General features: G+C 65.5%; 20 protein-coding genes and 1 tRNA gene. 8 read left to right on the plus strand and 13 right to left on the minus strand.

The window, feature by feature from the left end; translation table 11 throughout:
• Positions 1 to 104 precede the first annotated feature (104 nt).
• The 8 genes from J2S73_RS00405 to J2S73_RS00440 all read right to left on the minus strand — a co-directional run bounded on the left by J2S73_RS00405 (position 105) and on the right by J2S73_RS00440 (position 8126).
• Positions 105 to 1103: an Ldh family oxidoreductase gene (locus J2S73_RS00405; RefSeq protein WP_306883446.1), complete on the minus strand. Its 999-nt coding sequence runs from the start codon at positions 1101 to 1103 to the stop codon at positions 105 to 107.
• Entirely contained in the window at positions 1100 to 2035 is a 936-nt protein-coding gene (locus tag J2S73_RS00410) for a hydroxyacid dehydrogenase (protein ID WP_306883447.1), read from the minus strand. Before J2S73_RS00410 ends, J2S73_RS00405 begins: the two co-directional genes overlap by 4 nt.
• Positions 2036 to 2038: 3 nt before the next feature.
• On the minus strand, positions 2039 to 3208 hold the full coding sequence (locus tag J2S73_RS00415; protein WP_306883448.1) for a mandelate racemase/muconate lactonizing enzyme family protein: 1170 nt from the start codon (positions 3206 to 3208) through the stop codon (positions 2039 to 2041).
• 127 nt (positions 3209 to 3335) lie between these two features.
• Positions 3336 to 3809 (minus strand): tripartite tricarboxylate transporter TctB family protein, encoded by a 474-nt coding sequence (locus tag J2S73_RS00420; protein WP_306883449.1) that lies wholly within the window; start codon positions 3807 to 3809, stop codon positions 3336 to 3338.
• Positions 3799 to 5301 carry a tripartite tricarboxylate transporter permease gene (locus J2S73_RS00425; protein ID WP_306883450.1) on the minus strand — a complete coding sequence of 501 codons (1503 nt, stop codon included), beginning with the start codon at positions 5299 to 5301 and terminating at the stop codon, positions 3799 to 3801. The genes J2S73_RS00420 and J2S73_RS00425 overlap by 11 nt, the downstream gene beginning before the upstream one ends.
• Positions 5302 to 5493: 192 nt before the next feature.
• Entirely contained in the window at positions 5494 to 6456 is a 963-nt protein-coding gene (locus tag J2S73_RS00430) for a Bug family tripartite tricarboxylate transporter substrate binding protein (RefSeq protein ID WP_306883451.1), read from the minus strand.
• Positions 6457 to 6644: 188 nt separating this feature from the next.
• On the minus strand, positions 6645 to 7826 hold the full coding sequence (locus J2S73_RS00435) for a UxaA family hydrolase (protein WP_306883452.1): 1182 nt from the start codon (positions 7824 to 7826) through the stop codon (positions 6645 to 6647).
• Positions 7827 to 7838: 12 nt separating this feature from the next.
• Positions 7839 to 8126 carry a UxaA family hydrolase gene (locus J2S73_RS00440; RefSeq protein WP_306883453.1) on the minus strand — a complete coding sequence of 96 codons (288 nt, stop codon included), beginning with the start codon at positions 8124 to 8126 and terminating at the stop codon, positions 7839 to 7841.
• 99 nt (positions 8127 to 8225) lie between these two features.
• On the opposite strand from J2S73_RS00440, the gene J2S73_RS00445 reads away from it, so the two are divergent.
• From J2S73_RS00445 to J2S73_RS00460, 4 genes are all read left to right on the plus strand, one after another.
• On the plus strand, positions 8226 to 8993 hold the full coding sequence (locus tag J2S73_RS00445; RefSeq protein ID WP_306883454.1) for a GntR family transcriptional regulator: 768 nt from the start codon (positions 8226 to 8228) through the stop codon (positions 8991 to 8993).
• A 188-nt stretch (positions 8994 to 9181) separates the two neighbouring features.
• Complete coding sequence (locus J2S73_RS00450; RefSeq protein WP_306883455.1) at positions 9182 to 10228, plus strand: YeiH family protein; 1047 nt, start codon at positions 9182 to 9184, stop codon at positions 10226 to 10228.
• The gene (locus J2S73_RS00455; RefSeq protein WP_306883456.1) at positions 10228 to 11112 is read left to right on the plus strand and encodes a LysR substrate-binding domain-containing protein; all 885 of its coding nucleotides are present in this window, start codon (positions 10228 to 10230) and stop codon (positions 11110 to 11112) included. Before J2S73_RS00450 ends, J2S73_RS00455 begins: the two co-directional genes overlap by 1 nt.
• Before the next feature lie 75 nt (positions 11113 to 11187).
• A complete protein-coding gene (locus J2S73_RS00460; protein WP_306883457.1) occupies positions 11188 to 12969 on the plus strand; it encodes a DUF6351 family protein in 1782 nt (593 codons plus the stop codon).
• 369 nt (positions 12970 to 13338) lie between these two features.
• On the opposite strand, the gene J2S73_RS00465 is transcribed toward J2S73_RS00460, so the two are convergent.
• The gene (locus J2S73_RS00465) at positions 13339 to 13788 is read right to left on the minus strand and encodes a hypothetical protein (protein WP_306883458.1); all 450 of its coding nucleotides are present in this window, start codon (positions 13786 to 13788) and stop codon (positions 13339 to 13341) included.
• Positions 13789 to 13948: 160 nt separating this feature from the next.
• Here J2S73_RS00465 and J2S73_RS00470 point away from each other — a divergent pair, with 160 nt between their 5' ends.
• From J2S73_RS00470 to J2S73_RS00480, 3 genes are all read left to right on the plus strand, one after another.
• On the plus strand, positions 13949 to 14806 hold the full coding sequence (locus J2S73_RS00470) for a ParB N-terminal domain-containing protein (RefSeq protein WP_306883459.1): 858 nt from the start codon (positions 13949 to 13951) through the stop codon (positions 14804 to 14806).
• Between the two features lie 295 nt (positions 14807 to 15101).
• Positions 15102 to 15491: a hypothetical protein gene (locus J2S73_RS00475; protein ID WP_306883460.1), complete on the plus strand. Its 390-nt coding sequence runs from the start codon at positions 15102 to 15104 to the stop codon at positions 15489 to 15491.
• A gap of 141 nt (positions 15492 to 15632) precedes the next feature.
• Positions 15633 to 16178 carry a recombinase family protein gene (locus tag J2S73_RS00480; RefSeq protein WP_306883461.1) on the plus strand — a complete coding sequence of 182 codons (546 nt, stop codon included), beginning with the start codon at positions 15633 to 15635 and terminating at the stop codon, positions 16176 to 16178.
• 764 nt (positions 16179 to 16942) lie between these two features.
• Here the strand turns inward: J2S73_RS00480 and J2S73_RS00485 are convergent.
• The 4 genes from J2S73_RS00485 to J2S73_RS00500 form a co-directional block, all read right to left on the minus strand.
• Positions 16943 to 18604, minus strand: a complete 1662-nt coding sequence (locus J2S73_RS00485; RefSeq protein WP_306883462.1) for a site-specific integrase — start codon at positions 18602 to 18604, stop codon at positions 16943 to 16945.
• Between the two features lie 85 nt (positions 18605 to 18689).
• Positions 18690 to 18765: transfer RNA gene (locus tag J2S73_RS00490), tRNA-Phe, on the minus strand.
• Positions 18766 to 19122: 357 nt separating this feature from the next.
• A complete protein-coding gene (locus J2S73_RS00495) occupies positions 19123 to 21753 on the minus strand; it encodes a cation:proton antiporter (protein ID WP_306883463.1) in 2631 nt (876 codons plus the stop codon).
• A 103-nt stretch (positions 21754 to 21856) separates the two neighbouring features.
• Positions 21857 to 22522, minus strand: coding sequence for an O-methyltransferase (locus J2S73_RS00500; protein WP_306883464.1), 666 nt, complete (start codon positions 22520 to 22522; stop codon positions 21857 to 21859).
• A 651-nt stretch (positions 22523 to 23173) separates the two neighbouring features.
• On the opposite strand from J2S73_RS00500, the gene J2S73_RS00505 reads away from it, so the two are divergent.
• Positions 23174 to 24307, plus strand: a complete 1134-nt coding sequence (locus tag J2S73_RS00505; RefSeq protein ID WP_306883465.1) for a type III PLP-dependent enzyme — start codon at positions 23174 to 23176, stop codon at positions 24305 to 24307.
• Positions 24308 to 24485: the final 178 nt, after the last annotated feature.

Here is a 24485-nt window from a genome sequence, read left to right on the forward strand (position 1 = left end):
CCTTTGTCCGACCTGCCGTCGGCGCGGGATCTGTTGATTGGCCCCCGTGCCGGCGTAGCGCGCGGTGGTCGTCCAGAGACAGCACACCCGGCCGGAACTGGCATCTAGACCGGCCCGAATTTTTCCAGCATCGCCGCCGGCAGGACAAGGCCTTCCTGCCTCGCTTTTTCCCGGTTCGCGATGCGCCGGCGGCCCGGAAGCCGCGTTCCGTCCTGAGCCTCGATCAACTCCGCCAGCGCGGCCATGCGGGCCGCGAACCCGTCGCCGCCGAAGGCCCTCGGATCGAAGGCGAGGATGAGCTGGCCGGTTCCGGGCGGCGCCCCTTCCGCATCGAAGAAGCTGGTCGCCTCGGTGGCGAAATTGGCGCCGGTCAGTCCGGCCGACAGGATCTCCACGACCAGTGCCAGCGCCGCGCCCTTGGCATCGCCCATGGCGACCATGGTGCCCTTCAGGGCGGTCTCCGCGTCCGTGGTCGGCGCGCCGTCGGGACCGAGCGCCCACCCTTCCGGGATCGGCTGGCCCTCCTGCTTCGCCTTCATGATGTTGCCGCGCGCCACCTTCGACAGCGACAGGTCGACAACCATCGGCAGTTCGCCGGCCACCGGCGTGGCGAAGGCGATCGGATTGGTCCCGAAGACGGCCTTCGAACCGCCCCAGGGCGCGATCGCCTCGGGCGTGTTGGCGAACAGGAGCGCGACCAGCCCCTTTTGGGCCAGGCGTTCCACATGGTGGCCGGCCGCGCCGCAATGGTGCGACCGCCGTATACCCGCAGCCGCGACCCCCGTCACCGGAGCCAGACCCGCCAGCCCGTCGATGGCGAGATCGATCGCCGGATAGGCGAAGCCGTTGGCTCCGTCGACGGCAAGCGCCGCGCTGGCGCGCCGGTCCACCGACGGCACGGCGAACCCGTCGACCTTCCCGGACGCCGCCTGCGCCGCGTAGGAGTCCAGCCGCGACAGCCCGTGACCCTTCAGCCCGTCGGCCTCCGCCAGCACCAGCGCCTCGGCAACGCGGCGGGCGTTCGGTCCGCTGGTGCGGTTGGCCTCGAGCACGCGGGCGACATAGGCGATCGCGTCGTCGAGGGAGACGGTCTTGCCGCTCATCGGCCCGCCTCCAGGGCTTTCAGGACGTTTTCGGCCGTGAGGTGGCTGACGCGCTCGTTGGCCTCGTCGGTCAGGCCGCCGATGTGCGGGGTAAGGATCAGGTTCGGACAGTCGGCGAAGGTCGCGCCCGTCTCCGCGTTCAGCGGTTCCGACGCGAACACGTCGATCGCAGCGCCGCCCAGCGTGCCTGCCTTGAGGGCGGCAACCAGCGCCGGCTCATCGATGATGCCGCCGCGGGCCGTGTTGATGAGGATGGCGCGGTCCTTCATGGCCGCGATCGTCTTCGCTCCGAACAGGTTGCGGGTCGCGTCGGTCAGCGGAACGTGCAGGGAAATGACATCGGAGTCCGCCGCCAGCCGGTCGATGTCGTCGACCCGCTCGACGCCCTCCCAGACGGGATCGTCGGCCGCCACGAACGGATCATAGGCGGAGATCGTCATGCCAAGGGCCCGGGCGCGGAACGCCACCTCGCGCGCGATGCCGCCGAAGCCCACGAGGCCGAGACGGCGGCCGTAGAGCTCCCCGCCCGTGAACTCCGCCCGGGGAAACTCCCCGCCGACCAGCCGCTCGGATGAGCGATAGGCGCCGCGCACCAGCACAAGCGCCGTGGCGATCACATATTCGGCCACCGCGATCGCGTTGGCGCCCGTTGCCGGAAACACCGTCACGTTCCGCGCCTTGCAGGCCGCCATGTCGATGTTGTCGAGGCCGACGCCGAGCCGGCCGACCGCCTCCAGTTTCGGCCCGGCGGCGAGCAGCGCGTCGGTCACCTGGGTCCGGTTGCGCACGATGAGCGCGCGCGCATCCGCGATCAGGCCCGGAATATCGTCCTGTCGGTCAGCGAGCGCCGGATCGTGGTGGACCGAGTGGCGGGCCCGGATCAGGTCCACCGCGGCTTCATCCATGAATTCGGTGATGACGACGTCGGCCATGGATCAGTCGAGCTCCAGAATGCTGCGGAGGTGGGCGTGCAGGACCTGTTTGAGCTCGACGCCCAGGCCGGGCGTGTCGTGCAGGGTGGCGCGCCCGTCGCGGATGACGCAGTCGTCGGCGAAGCCGCCGAATGGATGGAAGACGCCGGGATAGGACTCCGATCCGCCGAGGCCGAGCCCCGCCGCCATGTTGAGCGCGAGCTGATGGCCGCCGTGGGGAATGAAGCGGCGCCGGGACCAGCCCATCTGGTCGACCACCTGCAGCACGGTCAGATATTCCGTCAGGCCGTAGGAGAGCGCCGGATCGAGCTGGATCCAGTCGCGGTCGGGCCGCATCCCGCCATAGCGCAGCAGATTGCGCAGGTCCTGGTGGGAGAACAGGTTCTCGCCGGTGGCGATGGGCCCGGGATAGAGTTCGGAAACGGTCGCGTTGAGGGCGTAGTCCAGCGGGTCGCCGATCTCCTCGTACCAGAACAGATCGAAGGGCGTGATCGCCCTGGAATAGGCCAGCGCCGTCTCCAGATCGAAGCGGCCGTTGGCGTCGACCGCCAGGTTGTGGCCGCCGCCCACCACTTTCAGCACCGCCTCGATGCGCTCCACGTCGTCCTTCAGGGGCGCGCCACCGATCTTCATCTTGACGACCGAATAGCCGTCATCCTGATAGCCGCGCATTTCGTCCTGCAGCGCGTCGAGGCCCTTGCCGGGGTAGTAGTAGCCGCCGCCGGGATAGACCATCACGGTCTCGTCGGCGCGGCCGCCGGAATAGCGCTCGGCGAGCAGATTCCACAGCGGCAGGCCGGCGGCCTTCGCCGTGGCGTCCCAGACCGCCATGTCGAGCGCGCCCATGGCGACTGCCCGGTCGCCGTGGCCGCCGGGCTTTTCGTTGGAGAGCGCCGCCTTCGACACGGCGATCGGATCGAGGAGACCGTCGGCATCCAGCAGGCTGTCGGGATCGGCCTCCATGATCCGCGGGATCAGCCGTTCGCGCAGGATGCCGCCCTGGGCGTAGCGGCCGTTTGAGGAAAAGCCGAAGCCGACGACCGGTTTTCCGTCGACGATCCGGTCGGTCACGACCGCGACCACGCTGACGGTCATCTTCGAGAAGCTGATGTAGGCGTTGGCGATGTCGGACTCGATGGAGGCCGATCGCTCGCGGATGTCCACAATGCGCATGAGAAAGTCCCGTGCCGGGTTGGACCATGGTGGAGCGGCGGCGAAGGCCGGCATCCCCGCCGTGGTCGGAGCCAAGGGCGAAACGGGCGGGCGGCAACCGGAAGGCCGGCCCGTCCCGCTTCGGATGTCAGAACAGGCGGCCTTTGGGCAGGGGCACCAGAAGACCGTAGCGGAACAGTGCGAAGAACCCGACGACGATGGCGATGCCGACGAGCGGGTAGACGATCGCCTTCTGCCAGGTCCACGGGTCGTGCATGGCAACGAGGATCAGGCAGAGGAAGGCGACGATGCCGGACGCCACGAAACCGATCCACGGCATCGCGGCGACAGAGACGAGCATGACGGCGACCAGGGAGACGCGCCGCAACGTCGAACCCGTGTTGTGCGCCTCGGCCGGCGGCCGGCGGAGGATCGCGTAGACGATGTAGCCGAGCGAGGACAGGATCAGCGCGATCGCGACGGTTCTCGGGAACACGACGGAGTCCATGTCGGCATAGCCGGTCGTGTCGTAGAGCGCGATGGCGCCGATCAGGACGAGGACGATCGCGGCAACGAGCCCGCCGACGTCGCGGCCTTCGGTGGTTGGGGCATCACTCTGCATTGGGCATCCTCCGCGCACGGATACGGGCCTGCAACAGCGGCAGGAAGAGCGTGAACAGCGTGAACAGGATGATGGCGAGCGAGATCGGCCGTCCGAAGAACATGCCGGCGAGGTCGCCGGTGGCGGACCCGATCGTCCACGCCTGGACGAAGCCCTGCTCGGCGATCGGCCCGAGAATGATCCCGAGCACGATCGGCGAGGCGGCAATGCCGAACCGGGCCAGCACCCACCCGACCGCACCGAGCGAGATCATGATGATCACGTCGGAGACGGAGTTGCGGATGGCGTAGGAGCCGATGATCGTCATGAACGCCACCGACGGCACCAGCAGCGCCTTCGGGAGGGTCACGACCGTCTTGTAGGCATAGCGGCCGACCAGAAGGCCGACCGGCAGCATCAGAAGCGTCGCCAGGAACAGGCCGTAGATGAAGGTGTAGACGATCGACCCCTGGGACTCGAACAGCTGCGGTCCTGTCCGCACCCCCTGCACCAGCAGCGCGCCGAGGATGATGGCGTCCGGCGGCGTACCGGGGATGCCCAGCACCAGCGTCGGGATCAGGCCGCCGCCGACGGTGGCGTTGTTGGCGGATTCCGTGGCGATCACGCCGCCGGGTTCGCCGGTGCCGTATTTCTGACCCTGGCGGGCGGCGCGGCGCGCCTCGGCATAGGCGACGAGACCGGCCACGGAGCCGCCGGCACCCGGCAGGATCCCCACCACTGTGCCGATCACCGAGGAACGCACCACGTTGATCTTCTCGCGCCACATGATCGGGATCGCCTCCGACAGGCGGAAACCGCGCTGCTCCGATTCCACCTTGAGATGGCGGTCGGGGGTGGCGACCAGATCGATCAGGACGGGAATGCAGTAGAGGCCGATCAGGGCGGAGACGACCTCGATGCCGCCGATCATGGTCTGGCTGCCGAAGGTCAGCCGGACGTCGGCGCTGATCTCGGCGACGCCGACGCAGGACAGGAGCAGGCCGAGCGAGGCCCCCATCAGCCCCTTGGCCAACGCGCCCTCCGAGAGGGCCGCGATCAGCGAAAGGCCGAAGATAGCGAGCCAGAAATATTCCACCGGCCCGAAGGCCAGCGCCACTTCGGAGAGCGGCGGCGACAGGGTCAGCAGGAAGAACGCCCCCACCAGACCGCCGACGACGCTGCCGAGGCAGGCGACCGTCACGGCGAGGTTGCCGTCGCCGCACTTGGCCATCGGATAGCCGTCGAACGTCGTGCCGATCGCCGACGGCGTGCCGGGCGTGTTGAGCAGGATCGCCGAATAGGCCCCGCCATAGATCGCGCCGGTATAGATCGCCCCGAGCAGGATGAGCGCGGATGCGGGATCCATCGTGAAGGTCAGCGGTACGAGGACCGCCACGGCCATGGTGGCCGTCAGTCCGGGGATCGACCCGATGATCGTTCCCGCAGCGACGCCGCCCAGTGCCAACAGCACGTTCAGGGGCGTCAATGCCTGCGCCAGGTGCTCTCCGAGCATCAGGGCCTCATCCCTCTGCCAGCCGGACGGAACGGGGCGAGCCCGTGCAGTCCCGACGGAAACTGTCGATCAAGGGTGATTGGGATTGCCGCGACCGGCCTTGGCCGCGGGATCCGGCGGGTTGGGGTCCGATCTCCCGACGGCTGACTGCCGCCGCCGGGAGACCGGATCACGCATCCGGCAAAGCGCCGATCAGTCGACGATACCGGCCGACTTCGCGGCCTTCAGATACTCCGCCTTGCGCTTCTCCATGAAGGCGGGGACCTCGTCGTAGGGCACGTCGATCAGCGCAAAGCCGCCGTCGAGCATCTGCTGCTTGAACTTCTCGTCGGAATTGATCGAACCGATGATGTCCGACCACTTCTGGCGCAGCTCCTCCGGGGTATCCTTCGGAACCGCGACGCCGCGATAGGCCCCGCCGACCAGATCGAAGCCGAGCTCCTTGAAGGTCGGCACGTCCGGGAACGACGGATGACGCTCCTCCATCGCGACGGCGAGCATGCGGACCTTGTCGCCCTGCTGGGCACCGACGGTCGTGTAACCCCACTCGGCCATGACCTGATTGCCGAGCAGCGCGGTCACCGCAGCCCCCGTGCCCTTGAACGGCACGTAGGTGGTGTTGATGTCGGCCATCTCGTCGAAGCGGATCGAGGCGAGGTGGTTGGCCGTCCCCTTGCCCGAGCCGGACATGGTGACCTTGCCCGGGTTCTCCTTGGCGTAGTCGATCAGGTCCTGCAGGGACTGGAAGTCGCTGTCGGCCGGCACGACGATCGCGTCGGGCGTGTAGTGGAACCAGTAGATCCCGGTCACGTCGTCGGTGGTGTAGCCGACGTCCTTGGTGGCCGGCTGAATCACGATGTGCGGCAGGTTGATGCCCATGATCGTGTAGCCGTCGCCGTCGGACGAATTGAGCTGCGACCAGCCAACGGCGCCGCCGCCGCCCGGCTTGTAGGAAATGACCAGGTCCTCCCCGTACATTTCCTTGAAGTGAGGCTGCTGCAGGCGGGCCGAGATGTCGGATTCGCCGCCGGGTCCGAACGGAATCACGTAGTCCACGGACTTGTTCGGAAAGTCCTGTGCCTGCACCGAGCCTGCGGCGCCGGCGGTAAAGGCCAGCGCGATGCCGGCCGCGATCAGACGATGACGTGTCTTCATCGTGTCTCCTCCCAAAGACTATCGAATGGTTTTTCTCGCGCGCCCGGCGGGGTTGCCGCCGGGCATGCCCTTGTTGCCCCGTTCGGGGAAAATCCGGTTGCCGCTCTCTCTGACGGAACGCTGGCAAGAAATCTGGCGTCAGACGACAAAGCGCCCGGACCGCGGCCGGCCCGGGCGTCGGTTTCTGGTCAGGCGCTCCTGTACAGCTTGGTCATCACGAACTCGCGGTGGCCGAGCGCCTCCGCCGCCGTGGCGCGTCCGTTGGCCGTGCGAACCACCGTATCGATCAGGGCGTCCCCCGCATCCGAAATCGTCATGTCGCGGCGCAGGATGCCGGAGACGTCGACATCGACGTGCTCGGACATGGTTCGGATCGTGCGCGGATTGGCGGTGATCTTGACCACCGGCACGATCGGGTTGCCGATGACGTTGCCCTGGCCTGTCGGGAAGGTGTGCACCACGTAGCCGGCCGCCGCCATCAGCGTCACGCACTCGGCCGCCGCCGACGACGTGTCCATGAAGTAGAGGCCCGGCCCCTTGGCTGGCGCCTCGGCCGGCTCGAGCACGTCGATATAGGAGCACTCCCGGCCGATCTTCTCCAGATTGCCGAGGGCCTTCTCCTCGATGGTGGTGAGGCCGCCCTCGATGTTGCCCTTGGTCGGCTGGGACTCGGAGAGATCGCTCGTCTTGAAGGGCTCGATCACCTCGTCCATGTAGGCCTGCCAAGTGGCCTTGAACTTCTTCGCCGCTTCCGGATTGGCCGCCCGCGCCTCGCACAGATGCTCCGCGCCGGTGAGCTCCGAGGTCTCCCCGAAACAGCCATAGATGCCGTTCGGGATGAGCTTGTCGTACATGTTGCCGACGGTCGGGCAGGAGCCCAGACCGGTCGTCGTGTCGGACTCGCCGCACTTGGTGGAGACCCAGAGGTCGGAGATCGGGCACTCCTCGCGCTGGCGCTCCGTGGCCCAGTGCACGAAGTCCTTGGCGGCGCGCGAAGCGTCCATGATCGTCTTCAGGTCGCCGTTCTGCTCGATCGAGAACGCGGCCACCGGCTTGCCGGTCTTGGCAATGCCGTCGGCGATGACCTGGGTCCAGCCGGGCTCGATGCCGATGACCACGCAGGCTGCCACGTTGGGGTTGGCGCCGGTGCCGATCATGGTGCGGAAATGCAGGTCGAGGTCCTCGCCGAACTGCAGCCGTCCGTAGGCGTGGGGAAGCGCGAGCGTGCCCTTGATGTTGTTCGCCACCGCCTCGCAGGCGGCGTTCGAAATGTCGTCGACCGGCAGGATCACGACGTGGTTGCGGACGCCGACGCGCCCGTTCTCGCGCCGGTAGCCGAGGAAAGTCTGATCGCCGTATGCGTTTGCCATCTGCCTCGCCCCCTACCAGCGCTTGGTCTTGAGGTTGTGAACGTGGACGTGCCCGCCCTCGTCCACATCCTGAACGAACTTGCCGATATCCTGACCGTACTTGGTCGCCGTGTCGCCCGCCTTGATCGCCCTGAGCGCAATCTTATGCCCGATCGGCACGTCGTGCTTCGACGTGAGGTGGAAGTCCGAATTGTCCTCGGTGACGACGCACAGCATGTCCGTGCCGGCCTTGAGGTTCTCCACGACGACGACCCCAACGTTGTCGGCCTTGTCGTGCACCAGAAGGTGCGGAGCGCTCATCTCGTTTCAACTCCCGCTAATATTGTGTAGGGTTCTGGGCAGGTCTTATATAAGACATAAGATAGGAAAGCAGTTGTCAATGCCGGTGAGTTGCGAGCGATGAATGCGGTCAAGGCAGGCGGGAAAACGGCGCAGCTGGTTGCCGATCCGGAGGGCTCTCCGGGCTTCCGGCCGCTCTACAAGCAGGTGCGCGATCTCCTGACGCGCCGGCTGGCCGAAGGCTTCTGGGCCCCAGGAGCGATGCTGCCAAGCGAGCAGGAGCTCGCCGCCTCGCTCTCCGTCAGCCAGGGAACGGTGCGCAAGGCGCTCGATGCCATGGCGGCCGAGAACCTGATCGTCCGGCGCCAGGGCCGCGGCACCTTCGTGGCCCGTCAGGACGACGAGCGCGTGCTGTTTCATTTCTTCCGCATCACCGGCGACGACGGCAGCCATGTCTTTCCCGAGAGCGAGGTGGAGGACACCGGGATCGGCGAGGCGCGGCCGGAAGAGGCCGCAGCCCTTGGCCTGCCACCCGGGGCCACCGTGGTCCGGATCCGGCGCACCCGCAGCCTCGGTGGCCGGCCGGTGATCGCCGAGCACATCAGCCTGCCGGCCGAGACATTCGCCGGCATGGAGAACCGCCTCGATCTGCCGAACAATCTCTACGGGATCTTCGCCGAGAAGTTCGGCGTCAGCATTGCGCGAACGTCGGAACGGCTGAAGGCCGTGGCCGCCGACGGGGAAACCGCGCGGCAGCTCGGCATCGAAACCGGAACGCCGCTGCTGGCGATCGAGCGGACGGCCTATTCGGTCATGGGCGCGGCGGTGGAGTGGCGGCGCAGCCTCTGTCTGACGGACGACCTCCACTACGCCTCCGACATGCGCTGACCCACCGCTTGCCGCGCCCCGACCGGTCGCGGCCTTGTCCGGCCGGCACGCGGTTCCGGATCCCGCCGGTACCTCCATCGCCGCCGCTATGATCTGGCCCGGCGATCAATGTGACAAAATTAATGCGTTGGAAGTCACTGGACCGAAACGGAATAGTCCCCGGATCGCAAATTGATCCGAGATCTTTGGTGTCATCCGCCTCGACCCATCATGACCAGCGTCGCCTGAGGGGCCTTCCCTGGTCCGGACCGGGTCTGCGCGCGATTTTCCCGGGTCTCTTCATCGCCGGCCTGGTGGCCTGCTGCGCGTTCTATCTGCACCGTCTTCCGGCGCTCGGCCTGATCAGCCCGATGATCATCGCCGTCGGGCTCGGCGCGCTCTACACCAACATCGTCGGCCTCGATGTCCACGCCCGCCCCGGCGTCGCCTTCGCCCAGAGGCCGGTTCTGCGCCTTGCGATCGTCCTGCTCGGATTTCAGCTCACGCTGGGCGACATCCTTGCGATCGGCTTCGACGGCGTCGGGATCGTGGCGCTCACCCTCGCTGCGACGTTCGTCTTTACCGTCCTTGCCGCGCGTGTCCTCCGGGTCGATCACCATCTGGGCCTCCTGATCGCCGCCGGCACCTCGATCTGCGGGGCGTCCGCCATCGTTGCGGCGAACACCGTGGTGCGCGCGAAGGAGGGCGACGTGGCCTACGCGGTCGCCGCAATCACCCTGTTCGGGACGCTTGCGATGATCGGGCTGCCGCTGCTTGCGCCGCTCCTGAACCTCGATCCCGCCACCTTCGGCCTGTGGGCCGGCGCCTCCATCCATGAAGTGGCCCAGGTGGTCGGGGCGAGTTTCCAGCTCGGCGACCAGGCGGGCGAGATCGGCACCACGGCCAAGCTGGTCCGGGTGGCGCTTCTGGCACCGGTGGTCCTGTCCCTCGGCTTCTTTCTCCACGCCGATCATCCAGGCCTGGGGCGCCAGCCCGCGGTCCCCGGCTTCATCGTCGGATTCGTCGCGGCCGTGGCGATCAACAGCCTGTTCGAACTTCCCGTTGAGTTCCGCCTGGCGATGGCGACCGCGACGACGGCCCTTCTGACTGTCGGTCTTGCCGCCCTCGGCCTCACCGCCGACGTTTCGGCGATCCGCTGCAAGGGCTTCCGACCGCTCGGACTTGCACTGCTGTCGACTTTGTTTATCGCTGCCTTCAGTCTGGGGCTCCTCGAACTGAAGATGCAATTCGGCTGATGACGCTCGAACAACTGCGGATCTTCGTTGCGGTCGCCGAACGGGAGCACGTGACCCAGGCAGCCCGGGATCTCAACCTGACCCAATCCGCCACCAGCGCGGCCATCGCCGCGCTGGAATCGCGCTATGCGATCCAGCTGTTCGACCGGATCGGCCGGCGCATCGTCCTGTCGTCGGCCGGACGTCTCTTCCTTGCCGAGGCGCGCGCCGTCCTGGCGCGGGCGGAAGCGGCGGAACTTGTGCTGTCCGATCTCGCCGGCCTCAAGATCGGCTCGCTGTCGCTGGCCGCGAGCCAGACCGTCGGAAACTACTGGCTGCCGCCCCTCGTGACGCGCTTCCGTACGGCCTTCCCCGGCCTTTCCGTCACCCTCTCCCTGGGCAACACGGAGACCGTCGCCGGATGGGTGAAGGCCGGCGAGGCGAACATCGGTCTGGTGGAAGGCGAGGTGGACGACCCCGCGCTCGTCACCAGCGTGATCGCGGAAGACGAGATGAGCCTGATCGTCTCTCCCGGCCATCGCTGGGCGGGAGCGGACGCGACAACCCTCGACTTCCGCACGGACGACTGGGTGATGCGCGAGCGCGGCTCCGGCACCCGCGCCATTCTCGAAACGGTGCTCCGCGAGCACGGGGTCGACAAAGCGACTGCGGCCCTGGTCCTTCCCTCCAACGAGGCGGTGCTCAATGCCGTCGCCGCCGGACACGGGGCCGCCGTTCTCTCCAAGCTGGTCGTCGGACCGAGCGTCGCGGCGGGCCGGGTCGTCGAGATCGCGTACGCCTTCCCGCGCCGCACTTTCTCGATGGTTCAGCACCGCGAGCGCTTCGTCACCAGCGCGGAGAAGGAGTTCATCCGGCTCGTCGCGGACACCGAGCCGGCGCCGTAGGCCCCTTCGCGCGAGCGCATTTCATCGCCGAAAGTAACCGTCGTCGCGCTGACCGGCCGCCTGCGGCCCGAAAAGGTGCCTGCCAATGCCGGCGTCGCGTCGGGTCCGGTCCGCCCGCCCGCACACGGCACGGCGCGCCGACATCCTTCCGACGACACGATCCCCGATGCCAGCCCGGACCCGGCCATCTCAGATTTCGGCATTATATTGCATGATGCGATTGACGAAGCCGACAATCGGTTTCAACCTCAGGCCATCAGAACAAAAAAAGTTGAGGAAATGCCTGAGATGAAATCGAGATATGCGTTATTTTGCCTAGCGGCCGGGTCGCTGCTGGTGCCGACGATCGCCTCGGCCCAGAACATGCACAGCTTCTCGCAGGGGCCGGCGACGGTCGATCTCTCGGAGGTCGCGGCGCGACCGGCGAAGGCCTGCGACGACTTGGCATTCCTGACCACCTACGATTACACGATCTTCGGCGCCGAACTCGTTCCGGCATCGGGTGAGACACCGGAGCATTGCCGGCTCGACGGCTTCATCCGGCCTGAAATCCGGTTCGAGGTGAACCTGCCGACCGACTGGAACGGCCGCTTCTACATGCACGGCAACGGCGGCTTTGCGGGAACCCAGCCCGGGCAAGGCAGCCGCGGCGCGACCCGCGATGCCGCCCTCGCCCAGGGGTTCGCCACCGCCTACACCGACACCGGGCACGATTCCAACGTGTTCCCGCTGGCAACGTTCGCCTTCAAGGACATGGCGGCTGAAGTCGATTACAGCTACCGGTCCATTTATCTCACGGCAATCACTGCCCAGGATCTGGTCGCCGACTACTACGGGCAGCCCGACAGCTATTCCTACTGGGATGGCTGTTCCACGGGCGGCCGGCAGGGCCTGGTCTTTGCCCAGCGCTTCCCGACGGTCTTCGACGGCATCGTCGCCGGCGCTCCGGTGCTGAACTTCACCGACATCATGATCGAGTTCGTCTGGAACACCCTGGCGCTGGAGAGCGCCGAGACGCTGACCGCCGGGCAACTGAAAACGATGTCCGACGTCGTCTACGAGAAATGCGACGCGGTCGACGGCGCCCAGGACGGCCTGATCCGGGATCCGCGCCAATGCGCATTCGATCCGGCGACGGACCTGCCCGTCTGCACCGGCGAGGCGTCGGATTCCTGCCTGACGCAGGCGCAGGTCGACGCCGTCAGCCGTGTGTACGGCGGCACGATGAGCAACGGCAGGACCTACTTTCCGGGCCAGCCGGTGAGCGCAGAGCGTGCCGACGCGAAAGGCAATTCCGGCTGGAACGGCTGGCTGGTCAGTGATGGGCCGAGCCGCCAGGCCCAGTACGGCCGGTCGTTCATGGAAAACATGGCCTTCCTGCCGGACGACCCTGACCGTGATTGGCGCTCTTTCGACTTCGACAAAGACCCTTCCCAGATCACGACGATCCGCAAACTTCTCGATACGACCAACCCCGATCTGAGCGCCTTCCACGAGGCTGGTGGACACATGCTCACCTACTTCGGCTGGGCCGACACGGCGCTCAATCCGATGATGGGGATCGGGTATTACGAGGACGTCATGTCCAAAATGGGTAACGCCACCGCTGACACCTACCGGCTCTTCATGGTGCCGGGCATGTTCCATTGCCGCGGCGGCGTAGGTCCGGAAGAAATCGACGCGATGGCGGCCATGGTCGACTGGGTCGAGGGCGGTGTCGCACCCGATCGTCTGATCGCGACCACCCGGGGCAAGCCTGACGGCGCCACGCAGCTGCTCTGCCCCTACCCGGAGAAGGTGACCTATTCCGGCGAAGGCAGCCCGATGAAGGCGGAGAACTGGAACTGCGCCCGCTAGACGCCTGCGCGGCCCGACGCAACGCTTCAACCGGTCAAGGCAGGCGGGCCCGCCCCGCCTGCCACATGCGCCAACCCGGCCGGGTTTCGGCAGCGGGAGATGGCGCGGCGCGCCGGTCGCCGAGCACCCTCAGCAGCGGTCGTCCAAGGCCTTCAGGCCGGCCTGCCCTGCATCAACGGAAAGGACTTTTTGGGGAAATGGTGCCAGGGGCGGACTATGCCGATCAGAGCATCAAGCCATTGATCCAAAAGGCTTTTTCCGAGGAGCCTCTTCAGCGTATGTGTACCAGTTGTGCGACCAGCCGGCAACCGATCGGGCAGTTGGATTCCGCCCCCGGAATCGAACCACAGACAGCACTTCGGCTATGACCTAACGACGCCGGGCCGCCGAAGGCTCAGGACGGCTCAGGGCGAAGTTGTTGCGGTAGCTATCGAACAGGTCCGCCACCTCGTCGATGCGGAACTCGGCGACATCGACTACCCCTTTGCCCTTGTACGTTCGGGCGCACGCGTCACTCACATCGCGGGGGACCAGATAGATGCCTCGCTCGCCAGCCCCTTCCCTCGGTACGATCACGATCGCCAGCCAGTCGAAGACGTCGTACTTGCGGTAGTCGACGAAAGCCGAGCCCTTCGAGAATGTCCGTCCCTTGACGGAGATCCGTTGCGGCAGCGTGCCCGGTGGCTGGGCCACGAGATCATAGCCCGGCCAATAGTCCGGGGCCTTCATGGTCGGAATACCGGCGAAGGTTAGCTCGGCGGCAACAAGCAGCTCACAGGCGTCGCCGAACTGCTTCGTGGTGTAGGGCTTGGCGGCCATGTCATCTCCCAAACACAGGCTCGTTCCGTTGCACACTATACAGGGAGGACAACCTCCCGCGCGGTCCTGAGTGCTCTACGTAGCGGGGTTGTCAGGAGGCTTGGCGGACCTTCATAGAGGCGGCTCCGGATTATCCTGCAATGAGGCCAGACCTGACCCTATGAGCGGACAGCAGACCATCGCCAGCCGCACCATCGACGACCTGCGGCAACTGCCGTTCCATGTCGCTCTCGACCTGCTTCGATCGGCGGAATCCATTGTCGTTCCGGGCGATACCTCACCGGAAAGCCTGCCGGTCGCCGACATCGTCACGCTGGAGAACGTCTTCCAGCACCGCGTTGACGAAGGGACCGAGCTGGAGCGCGAACAGCACGCCAAAGACCTCGCGATCGCCCTCAAGCAGAAGCCGCCGGAGGACCGGACCCTCGACCCGATCCTGGTCAAGCGGCTGGAGGATCAGTGGGTCTGTATTGATGGCCATCACCGGCTCGCCGCCTACGAGAAGGCCGGCGTGACCAGAGCACCGGTGCAGGCGTTCGAGGGTTCCGTGGATGACGCCCTCAGGGCAGCCGCTCGGGAAAACACGAAGGCAAAGCTCTCCTTCACCAAGCGGGACCGAATGAACCTCGCGTGGCGCATGACGACCCAGCGGGTCGGGTCGAAGCGGGAGGTCTCCCAGGAGGCCGGCATTTCCACGTCCCAGGTCGGGAAGATGCGGAAGATGCGCGAAGACATCGAAGCTGTCGGTGAGAAGCCCGAAAGGATGACCTACCGGGAAGCCATGAGCTTCCTGAGTGACACGTCCGCCGACCGGGACGAAGGTTGGGAGGACCGGCAGATCGCCGACTTCGAGCGGCGACTCTCCAAGGAGTTCGGCAAGAGCCTCCACAAGAACGCCAGCCTGTTCGCCACCGCCTTAGGCAACTTCAGTCCATCGGCCGTGAGGGCCATCGTACAGGACTACGCCAAGGAACACCGCGAAGCAATTGAAGCAATCCTCGGCGAGGAAGACGAGTAAGGTCTGTACACCCCTTGGCTGTCCAGAATGTACAGGCAGACGGCTTCATCTGGCTCACAGACTACTTCCGGAATATGCGGCGGGAAAATCTGAGAGGGCATTTGTTACTATGAGCGCCGTCTCAGTTCCCCCATGGTGGGGGTGTCTGGCCGTTGCTGTTTGTGTGCGAGAATAGGTGTTTTTGCGCAGACTGAACTTGCAAGATCGTGCCACAGCTGAGACAGGCTGTACATTGAGCACGTTACGCTAACCAGCGCGTTTAGAGTTCCAGCTGTATAAGTTCTACGGGGACAACATGGGCAGGAATGATAGGGTCGTCTTCGGCCTTTTCGGCATCGGCGTTCCAATAGTAGCTCTACTCGGCCTCATTTCACCAAGCCGAAACACATTTGTCATTTACTCACATTTAGTACTTCTCTTCCTCGCCGGCATTGGCTACATCCTCCTGACTGAGAACAAGATTAAAAAACTATACCGGTCCCAAAAAGATATAATCACCGAGATCGTATATGCATCCGTGATATCAATTTTCTTTGGCATCGGAGGCTTTATAATTGCTTCAGATAGCACTTCCCGAATGGCTTACGACGAAGCCGCCCTCTTCGGACTTCTGCTGTATGCTATATCAACGATACTTCTTTCGCTGATATTCTTAATAGTCCGTTGGGCAAGAAATCGAGGTTAGCCGTCTTGATGTGTCAATGACGTATACCCCTGCGAGACATCGCGGCGAGACACTTTCCGCGTCCCATAAGGGTTGATATTTGGATTCTGAGACGCTAGGTGCGGATGGTCTAGAGCCAAACGAGACACCTGGAGCCTCGCCATGTCGACCTACGGATACGCCCGCGTCAGCACCATCGATCAGGACCTGTCCTCCCAGGTGGAGACCCTCAAGGCGCACGGCTGTGAGTGCGTCCGGGAGGAGAAGCGCAGCGGGACCAGCCGCAAGGACCGTACCGAGCTGGGCATACTGATGGACTTCCTGAAGGAGGGCGACACGCTCATGGTCACGCGGGTCGATCGGCTCGCCCGGTCCATCGGGGACCTTCAGGACATCGTTCGGGACCTCCGGCAGAAGGGCGTCGCCACAGAGCAGCCCATCGATACCTCAACGGCAGCCGGCAAGGCCTTCCTGGACATGCTCGGGGTGTTCGCCGAGTTCGAGACGAACCTTCGGAAGGAACGTCAGATGGAGGGGATTGAGAAGGCCAAGGCGCGGGGAGTCTACAAGGGCCGCAAGCCGTCAATCGACACGGCAGAGATCGCCCGGCTCAAGGCTGAAGGCCTCGGAGCAACGGCCATCGCCGAACGTCTCGGGATCGGCCGCGCCAGTGTCTACCGGTGCCTCGCCAATGCCCACCAGAGCTAATACCGACTTCTGAGCGAAGTTAGTTCCTCCCCAATTCCCAGAAGCATGAAGCGCGTCGGGTATATGAGTTGCGCTATTTGAAGGGCTCCGATTCCAACCTGGACGCAGGTACTTAGAGCAAATTCGAGCGGATGCCCGTCCTCATGAAGATATATTGAATTGAACTGAATTATGTCTTCAGACCGAACCATGCTTGAGCTTAAAACGAATCCTTGCTCATTTGGGTGAGCTCCGTAGTCAATAAGCCTCTCATATAGTCTTTCATATTTTCCTGCGATATTCGGGGCCATCATTCTGAGATGTCGGATTATTTTACCGGCCGTAAATTCTTTACGAACAGCGGCTCGACTCTCCTTCGACTCACCTCTCTGCGCCCATAATTCCCACCGAGCCGAGTCAGATCCAATGTAAAAGCCATAAGCGGCCTGTTCTAAGCATACGCGGAGTATGGCATAGGCTTCATAAACTTGACCTCCCATAACCGAACTTACAGAGGCCCGAAAAGACGAGTGGGCTCGCAAAAGGAAATTCACTGGCGGAAAAGGAGTCGGGTTCATCGCCCCGTCGAGAAATCTTAAAAATAGATTGTCAACATTACAGGCGTCGCCAAATTCTGTTTTTTTGTGATGAAACGTAGCGAACTGGTTTGCGCGGAAATTTTCTATGTATGCTGTTAGCTTGTCATCGCCCCAGCCGGGAGGGGGGCTTCTGTTTGACCTGTCCACTTGAATGGCGTCCTTGGTGCGCGACTAAGGGCACATCGCTTAGGCCGATACAGAATAATACTGCCAGTAGCCCGGAAATCGCTCAACTCCCTCCCGCATCGTGCTCATCGGCACCTCACCATAAGCCTCGCCGACGTTTGACGGTGCGTGGCCGGTGATCTCGTGGAGGACCCGTTCCGGGACGCCAACACGCCTTCCTTCGGTCACGAACCGGTGCCGCCATGCGTGGTTCGGCTGGACGTCCGGGTCCGGCACGACTTTTCGGGCAAACTCTGCCAGCCGGGTCTTTGTGGTGCGCCATGATGCGGTGATGTCGCCGACCTTGTCGGGCGTCACGAACAGGCGATCATCCGGCGCACCTTCAACGAACTCGATAAAGCCCTGTTCAATCAAATGCGGATGCAAGGGCACGTCCCGCATGTCCTTGTCCTTCACCCACCCGGCATCCGGCGTGATCCGGATGTACCACCCGCCGGCATCCCTGCGGACGTCCTGCTTGCGGAGCTGGACCATCTCGCCGACGCGAGCCCCGGTGTAGGCACACAGCCAGGGCACCCACCGCTTGGCAGCGGCTAGTGTCGGACGCTCGCGGCGACCGGGCCGGTAGGCCAAGGACAAGTCAAGGATCAAGCGGGCTTCCTCGTCGGAGAAGCTCTTGGAGCGCTTCCGTGCCGCCCTGGGAAGCTTCACGGTGACGCCCTCAGCCGGGTTGGTCTCGATACGCCGGTTCCGAACGCCCCACCCGAACACGGTCTTGAGGCCGGCAAGATCGGAATCCTTGACGGTCTTCGGCGAGACCACCTTGCCGGTTCTCGGATTGACCTCCTTCAGTCGGGCGTCCTTGAAGGCGATCACGTCCTCAGGCGTGACCCGTGCCGCATCGTCGTGCTTGAGGTGCTTACGGAATTTACCCACGGCATGGCTGTAGGATTCCCGTGTCGCCCCACTGAGGCCAAGCGCCTTGGCTTCGGTCCACCAGTCGTCGAGAAGCTTCTGAAGGCTCACACGGGCCTGTGTGTTCGCCGCAGGCGCAGCACGCTTCGGTGCCGCCGACGTCCAGGAGGGGAAGCCCTTCCGCACCTCGTCCGGCGAATAGTCCCCTTCCGCGTTCCGCTTCAGCCGTTCGGCCGCACGGTCAAGCAGGTCGCCCGTTCTCCTGAGAAGCCGGTCGCGGCTGTCGTCGTCGATCTCAAGGCCGCGCCTGGATAGCACGAGGTCCGCTAACGGGCCGAAGGTGTGCTCATAGGCATTCCGGATTTGAGCATCCGTGGAGCCGATATGGATCGGCCAGCGCCCTTCCTTGGCGAGCCGGTTTCCTTCGATGACGGCATCCCACCTTTCCGGCGTCTCTGGATCGTCCTCGTATCGATCGACCACCAGCCCGTAGATCTCACCGGCAAGCGAAACGACCTGCTTTTGAGTGAGCCGCTGCGGTCCGTTCCGGATCGCTCGCCATTGCCGTTCAAGCTGGGCGGAGATATCCGCCTGCCGTTCCTTCGCCTCACCCGGCTCGGCGGTCCGGAGAGACACCTTGATCTCGCGGGTCTTCTCGGTGATCCGGCAGGGAACCGACGTGTCACCGACCTGGATCGTCAGCGTCCGGCCCTGAAGCTTCGGCAGGACGTCCTGCGGGATGCGCTTGCGGAAGAGGGGAAATCGGGACTCGGGCCGTCTCACTGGCTTCACGATCGCCCATAGCATGTGCCCCACCTTTGTGTACCAGTCGGGCGAGGCTATGCCCTGGAAATCACTCAACTATTTCAACGGAAAGGACTTTTGGGGATGATGGTGCCCAGGGGCGGAATCGAACCACCGACACTGCGATTTTCAGTCGCATGCTCTACCAACTGAGCTACCTGGGCGACCGGGACCACGGCAGGCGAGACCGCCTGCATCCCTCAGAGCGACGGTTTATAGAAAGTCGGCTCCGGCCTGTCCAGCCCCTGCAAGGGCGATCGGCGTTTTTGCCGGCCGACACCCGGAATCCGTTCCATTCGGTCGCGCACGCCCGCCCGTCCCGGCGATCCGCAAGATCGGAACGCCCTGCAGTCGGGTCCTGTTCAGACGGCTTCGATTTGAACGACAAGACCGTGTTCGACATGGAATTCCGCGCCGCCTGCTGTCGCTCGGACATGTCAGTCCGGAACGCAATTGCGCTGCCTGCTGAACCCGGAGCCCTCTCGTCTCGATCCGGTGGTCTGGCCTGATCGGACACTGCCCTAGCTTCCGCCGGGCGAGCGCCACCGCATGAGCGCGGCGAACCGGCGGGCGGAGGCATCCTCCTCCTCGTCATCGTCGTCGTCATAGCTGGCGCGGCTGCCGCCGCCGTCCGGCCGGCCCGGGCCGGAGATCTCCACCCCGTGATCGGTCGCCGGGTTGGCCGCGAGCCGGGCCTGGGCGACGCGCTCCACCTCCGCGCCGATTTCCGGATAGCGATCCACCAGCTTCTTGAAGGCCTCGCCTTCCAGCACCAGAAGCTGGCAGTAGCCGAGCGCCGTCACGTCGGCATTGCGACGGCCGCCATAGAGCAGCGCCAGTTCGCCGATGAAATCGCCGCGGCCGAGCCGCACGCGCCGCTCCTCGGCGGCAACCTCCACCGCGCCCGACGATATGAAATAGACGGAATCGCCCCGGTCGCCCTTGCGGATCAGCCGCTCGCCGGGAACCGCGAAGCGCGGGCGCAGCAACCGGACGACCCGGTCGATCTGGTCCGGCGTCAGACCCTTGAACAGCGGGAACTGGGCGATCAGGTCGCGGGTGCGCATGCCGAGATCGAGCCGGGGTCCGCGCTCGACGCTCTCCCGGGTCTGCTCGATGCCGCGCTGAAGCGCGGAGTAGAGCTCCGCCCCGATCAGATGGTCGTGGTAGAGATTGCGGTACTCGCGGTCCTCGTGCTGGGTGGCGATGCGCAGCAGGAAGCGTCGCTCCAGATCGTTGGCGTAGTCGGGGTACTGCAGACGCAGCGCCGCCAGCGCCTTGGCCACCGATTCCCGGCGCAGCGCCAGGATGTCCTCGACGATCTCGCCGACGCGCTCGCCGAGCAGCGGCGCCAGCCGGTTGCGCACGTAAGGGACCAGCTCGCCGAGCACGATGCGGCTGACCAGCAGCCGCTCGAACCGCTCCGCCAGTTCGGTGATCAGCCAGCGGTCGTAGCCGGTGTAGCGATGGATCCGCAGCGCGACCCGGAAGGCGATCGGATAACCGAGTGAACGCCGCGCCGCGCGGCGGTAGCCGACGCGGCCGCTGGCGCGCGCGTTCTCCCGCATCCGTTCGGCATCGACGATGAGCTGGGAGACGATGCGCAGCGACACCGTCCGGTCGTTGACGTGCTCCAGCAGGATCGAGCGCTCCTGGTCGGCCAGCGCCACCAGCCCGAGCGTGACCCGGTCGCGGTCGAGAATGTCGGCCGCCTTGTCCGCATCCGCCTTGGCGGCCGCGATCCGGGCGTCGTAGGGCCGGCCGGCCTCCCGGGCGACCGCCGGCGCGATGTCGTATTCGTCCGCAGCAGTCGCCACCGTCTCCCGCACGTTGCCCAGCGCCAGCGCCAGCACCTCGTCGCGCAGCGCCCGGTCGAACGGCGACAGCTGGTCGAGGCGCAGGAGCCGGATCAGCGGCCTGAGCGACAGGCCGTTGACCAGGATGGTGAACAGGGTGAAGCCGGTCGCCAGCACCGCGATGAAGCGCTTCTGGTCCTGGTCCAGCATCGTGTTCTCGGTCACTGCCAGGGCCAGCGCCAGGGTGACGGCGCCGCGCAGGCCGCCCCAGAGGATGACCGCCTTGATCGATGGCGGCATGCGTTCCGACAGCCGCGCCAGCGTCAGCACAGGCGCGAGCAGGAACAGCACCGCCGCCCGGGCGGCGAGCGCTGCGGCGATCAGCACCACCAGGCTCAGGAGATCGCCGAAATCGACCCCGCCGAGAAGCTTCGGCACCAGCAGCGAGGCGAGCACGAAGATGAGGGAGCTTGCCCAGAAGGCGAGCTGATCCCAGATCGCCTTGACCTGGGTCCATGCGTCCGGCGGGACACGGGTCGGTCCGCCGGTGGCCACCACGAGCGCGGCCGCAACCACGGCGATCACGCCGGAGACGTCCAGCGCAAGTTCGCAGACCACGTAGACGAGATAGGGCAGCGCCAGCGAGATCGTCATCAGCGCCGCCGGGACGTGGCGCACGACGTTGAACAGGGCAAGCGCGCACCAGCCGCCGACCAGCCCTGCCAGGAGGCCGCCAGCGGCGGAGAAGGCGAGCGTCTCCGCCGCGGCGCGCGGCGTGATGTCGGTGCCGCTGGTCAGCGCTTCCAGCAGCAGCACGAACAGGGCGATGGCCGCCGCGTCGTTGAGCAGGCTCTCGCCCTCCACCAGACGGGTCAGCCGCGCCGGCGCGCCGAGATCGCGGAAGATCGCGATCACCGCCACCGGATCGGTGGTGGCCACGATCGCTCCCAGAAGCAGGCACAGAAGCAGCGGCTCGCCGGAGACCGGCGCCACCGCGTAGCCGATCGCGAAGGTCGACACGATCACGGCCACCACCGCCAGCAGAAAGATCGGGGCGGCGTCCTCCATCAGGCGGCGGACGTCGAGCGACAGCGACGCCTGGAACAGCAGGGCCGGCAGCAGAATGTAGAGAAAGACCTCGGAGTTCAGCGGCGGGAACGCGAACACGACGGCGATGTTGTCGAGCCCGAACAGCACGTTGGAATAGAGCAGCAGCGACGCCCCGCCGCCCAAAAGGATGCCGACCCCGGCCAGAAGCACCGAAGGCGGCAGCTTGAGCCGCCGGGCGAGCGGCTCGGTCAGGCCGATGATCACCAGCAGGCCGGCGACCGCGGCGAGGACATAGGGCAGGCTCATTGTGATGCCGCTTGGTTATCCGGGGTCCAGGTCGGGACCCGGAGCCTCTTCCGCTCGGACGCCCCTGCGGGCGAAACGGACACGGCTCCGGATCGGGATGTTTCTAGCCCGTCACGAGGGCCAGGGTGAAACCGTCATAGCCTTTGGCGCCCACGGTCTGCACGCTGGTGGCGGAGACGCGGGGCTCGGCCGCGATCAGGTCGGTCAGTCGGCGCACTCCTTCCACGCCCGGATCGCCGCCGCTCTCGTCCAGAACCCGGCCGCGGCGGACGACGTTGTCGAACACGAGAACGGTGCCAGTATGCGCCACCTCCATCGCCAAACGGAAATAGTCCGGCAATCCTGCCTTGTCGGCGTCAACAAATATGAAATCGAAACGCTGCCCTTCGCCGGCGAGCGCTTCGAGGCTTTCGACGGCCGGACCCAGCCGCACCTCGACCCGGTCCGCAAGACCGGCCGCGGCGAGGTTGTCGCGCGCGACGTCCGCGTGGGCGGCCTCGATCTCCAAGGAGACGAGGGTGCCATCGGCCGGCAGCGCGCGCGCCAGCCAGATCGTCGAATAGCCGCCCAGGGTCCCGATCTCCAGGATCCTGGCCGCCCGGCTCATCCGGGCCAGCAGCATCAGCATCTTGCCCTGGCCCGGCGACACGGCGATCTCGGGCAACCCCCGGTCCCGGCTCGCCTCCAGCGCGAACGCCGGATCCTCGTCCGCCCCCAGGAGCCTGTCCTCGAAGAACCGGTCGACATCGGCCCACATCGTCTCGCTCATCTGTCCAGCTCCCTTCCCGCCATGGTCCGTCCTGCCCGGTTTGCATCCGTCGAATCGGCCCCGGGGCCGCTTTCCGGCCTGATGGCGACCAAGAGCGGCATTTTGAGGTCGAAGGGCCACGGTGTTCCACCCGGACGCCTGCGGGCGTGTCCAGGGCATGATGAATTTGGCGCCAGATGCGAATTTCCCCTTGCGCTGCCGGGCTTTTTTCCCTATTTGCCGTCTTGCCCAATTTCGCACGTGCCTGTGGTCGCGTGCCGGTCAGTCGATAACAAGACAGGGCAAGACCGGTCTTCCGGAGCAAACCGGACCCTGCAAGCCGACTTCGCTTGCAGCGCGACTTGAAGCAACGACGTAGAGGGCTTTTTTGGTCTCTGCCGGCTCTCCAAAGGCCGGGGTTACTGAAGAGGCGACTACATCCTTGCCAGGCGTGCGGATCGGGATCTCCCGTTCCAATCGGCGGCATTTCGACGATCGATCCGTATTGAGATGGGTTTTCCCTCATCGACGGTTCGGTCAGCGCAATGAGCATGGCCGGTCTTCGGACCGGCTTCGAGCCCAACGGCTACGTTCGACCGTCTCCATCGCGGTTCGTGACGTCGTGCGTGCGGCTCGGTTGGATCAACCTCTTCACGAGGGGGAGTCGCGACAATGACCGATCGCATCCTGGACTTTCTTCGCACGCGCCGCCCTGACGGGCCGTGCCTCGTTGTCGACCTGGACGTCGTGCGTCAAAACTATCTCGGTTTTGCTCATGCGATGCCGGACACCCGCATCTTCTACGCCGTGAAGGCGAACCCGGCGCCGGAAATCCTGTCGCTGCTGGCCGAGCTCGGCTCGAACTTCGACTGCGCGTCCGTGGTCGAGATCGACCAGGCGCTCACCGCCGGCGCGACCCCGGACCGCATCTCGTTCGGCAACACCATCAAGAAAGAGCGCGACATCGCCCGGGCCTTCGCCCTCGGCGTCGACCTCTTCGCGGTGGACTGCGTCGAGGAAGTGGAAAAGGTGGCCCGCGTTGCCCCGGGTGCGCGCGTGTTCTGCCGCATCCTGTGCGACGGCGAAGGCGCCGAATGGCCGCTGTCGCGCAAGTTCGGCTGCGAGCCGTCCATGGCCATCGACGTGCTGACCCACGCCCGCGATCTCAACCTCACGCCCTACGGCATCTCCTTCCACGTCGGCTCCCAGCAGCGCGACACGGAAGCCTGGGACCGTGCCCTGTCGGTGGCTGCCGGCCTGTTCCACAGCCTGGCGGAGCGCGGTGTCGAGCTGAAGATGGTCAATCTCGGCGGCGGTTTCGCGGCGAAGTACCTGAAGGACATCCCGTCGGCGGAGGCCTACGGCCGTGCCATCATGGGCGCCGTCCGCCGGCACTTCGGCAACCGCATCCCGGAGACGATCATCGAGCCGGGCCGCGGCATGGTCGGCGGCGCGGGCGTCATCAAGGCCGAGGTCGTGCTGATCTCGAAGAAGAGCGACGCCGTGGACGAGACCCGCTGGGTCTATCTCGACATCGGCAAGTTCGGCGGTCTCGCCGAGACCATGGACGAGGCGATCCGCTACCCGATCCGCACCCGTCACGACGGTGCGCAGGCCACCCCCTGCGTCATCGCCGGCCCGACCTGCGATTCGGCGGACGTGCTCTACGAGCAGACGCCCTATCCGCTGCCGATCTCGCTCGAGATCGGGGACGAGATCCTGATCGAGGGAACCGGCGCCTACACGACGACCTATTCGTCGATGGGCTTCAACGGCTTCCCGCCGCTTCAGTCCTACGTCATCTGACGACAGCCCGCCGCTCCGGCGGCGGGAGACGGCAGCTCGCCGCGCGGGCGCGTGCATCCGGTCTTGTCGGCCGGAGGGAATGCGTTTGCGCCAGAGCGCGCGAGCTGCCGACCAATTCACCCTTTTTCTTCGTCTTCTGGCCGGTGGCGGATGGAGCGCGCCGGAGGGGAGGATGTGC

The sequence above is a fragment of the Amorphus orientalis genome, assembly GCF_030814015.1.
Taxonomy (GTDB): domain Bacteria; phylum Pseudomonadota; class Alphaproteobacteria; order Rhizobiales; family Amorphaceae; genus Amorphus; species Amorphus orientalis.

What these genes read in the sequence shown, in the direction of transcription:
- J2S73_RS00440 (WP_306883453.1), bottom strand. Translation starts at nt 8,126, where the DNA reads ATGAGCGCTCCGCACCTTCTGGTGCACGACAAGGCCGACAACGTTGGG.
- J2S73_RS00405 (WP_306883446.1), bottom strand. Translation starts at nt 1,103, where the DNA reads ATGAGCGGCAAGACCGTCTCCCTCGACGACGCGATCGCCTATGTCGCC.
- J2S73_RS00475 (WP_306883460.1), top strand. Translation starts at nt 15,102, where the DNA reads ATGGGCAGGAATGATAGGGTCGTCTTCGGCCTTTTCGGCATCGGCGTT.
- J2S73_RS00425 (WP_306883450.1), bottom strand. Translation starts at nt 5,301, where the DNA reads ATGCTCGGAGAGCACCTGGCGCAGGCATTGACGCCCCTGAACGTGCTG.
- J2S73_RS00455 (WP_306883456.1), top strand. Translation starts at nt 10,228, where the DNA reads ATGACGCTCGAACAACTGCGGATCTTCGTTGCGGTCGCCGAACGGGAG.
- J2S73_RS00495 (WP_306883463.1), bottom strand. Translation starts at nt 21,753, where the DNA reads ATGAGCCTGCCCTATGTCCTCGCCGCGGTCGCCGGCCTGCTGGTGATC.
- J2S73_RS00430 (WP_306883451.1), bottom strand. Translation starts at nt 6,456, where the DNA reads ATGAAGACACGTCATCGTCTGATCGCGGCCGGCATCGCGCTGGCCTTT.
- J2S73_RS00420 (WP_306883449.1), bottom strand. Translation starts at nt 3,809, where the DNA reads ATGCAGAGTGATGCCCCAACCACCGAAGGCCGCGACGTCGGCGGGCTC.
- J2S73_RS00505 (WP_306883465.1), top strand. Translation starts at nt 23,174, where the DNA reads ATGACCGATCGCATCCTGGACTTTCTTCGCACGCGCCGCCCTGACGGG.
- J2S73_RS00415 (WP_306883448.1), bottom strand. Translation starts at nt 3,208, where the DNA reads ATGCGCATTGTGGACATCCGCGAGCGATCGGCCTCCATCGAGTCCGAC.
- J2S73_RS00465 (WP_306883458.1), bottom strand. Translation starts at nt 13,788, where the DNA reads ATGGCCGCCAAGCCCTACACCACGAAGCAGTTCGGCGACGCCTGTGAG.
- J2S73_RS00470 (WP_306883459.1), top strand. Translation starts at nt 13,949, where the DNA reads ATGAGCGGACAGCAGACCATCGCCAGCCGCACCATCGACGACCTGCGG.
- J2S73_RS00480 (WP_306883461.1), top strand. Translation starts at nt 15,633, where the DNA reads ATGTCGACCTACGGATACGCCCGCGTCAGCACCATCGATCAGGACCTG.
- J2S73_RS00445 (WP_306883454.1), top strand. Translation starts at nt 8,226, where the DNA reads ATGAATGCGGTCAAGGCAGGCGGGAAAACGGCGCAGCTGGTTGCCGAT.
- J2S73_RS00435 (WP_306883452.1), bottom strand. Translation starts at nt 7,826, where the DNA reads ATGGCAAACGCATACGGCGATCAGACTTTCCTCGGCTACCGGCGCGAG.
- J2S73_RS00410 (WP_306883447.1), bottom strand. Translation starts at nt 2,035, where the DNA reads ATGGCCGACGTCGTCATCACCGAATTCATGGATGAAGCCGCGGTGGAC.
- J2S73_RS00500 (WP_306883464.1), bottom strand. Translation starts at nt 22,522, where the DNA reads ATGAGCGAGACGATGTGGGCCGATGTCGACCGGTTCTTCGAGGACAGG.
- J2S73_RS00485 (WP_306883462.1), bottom strand. Translation starts at nt 18,604, where the DNA reads ATGCTATGGGCGATCGTGAAGCCAGTGAGACGGCCCGAGTCCCGATTT.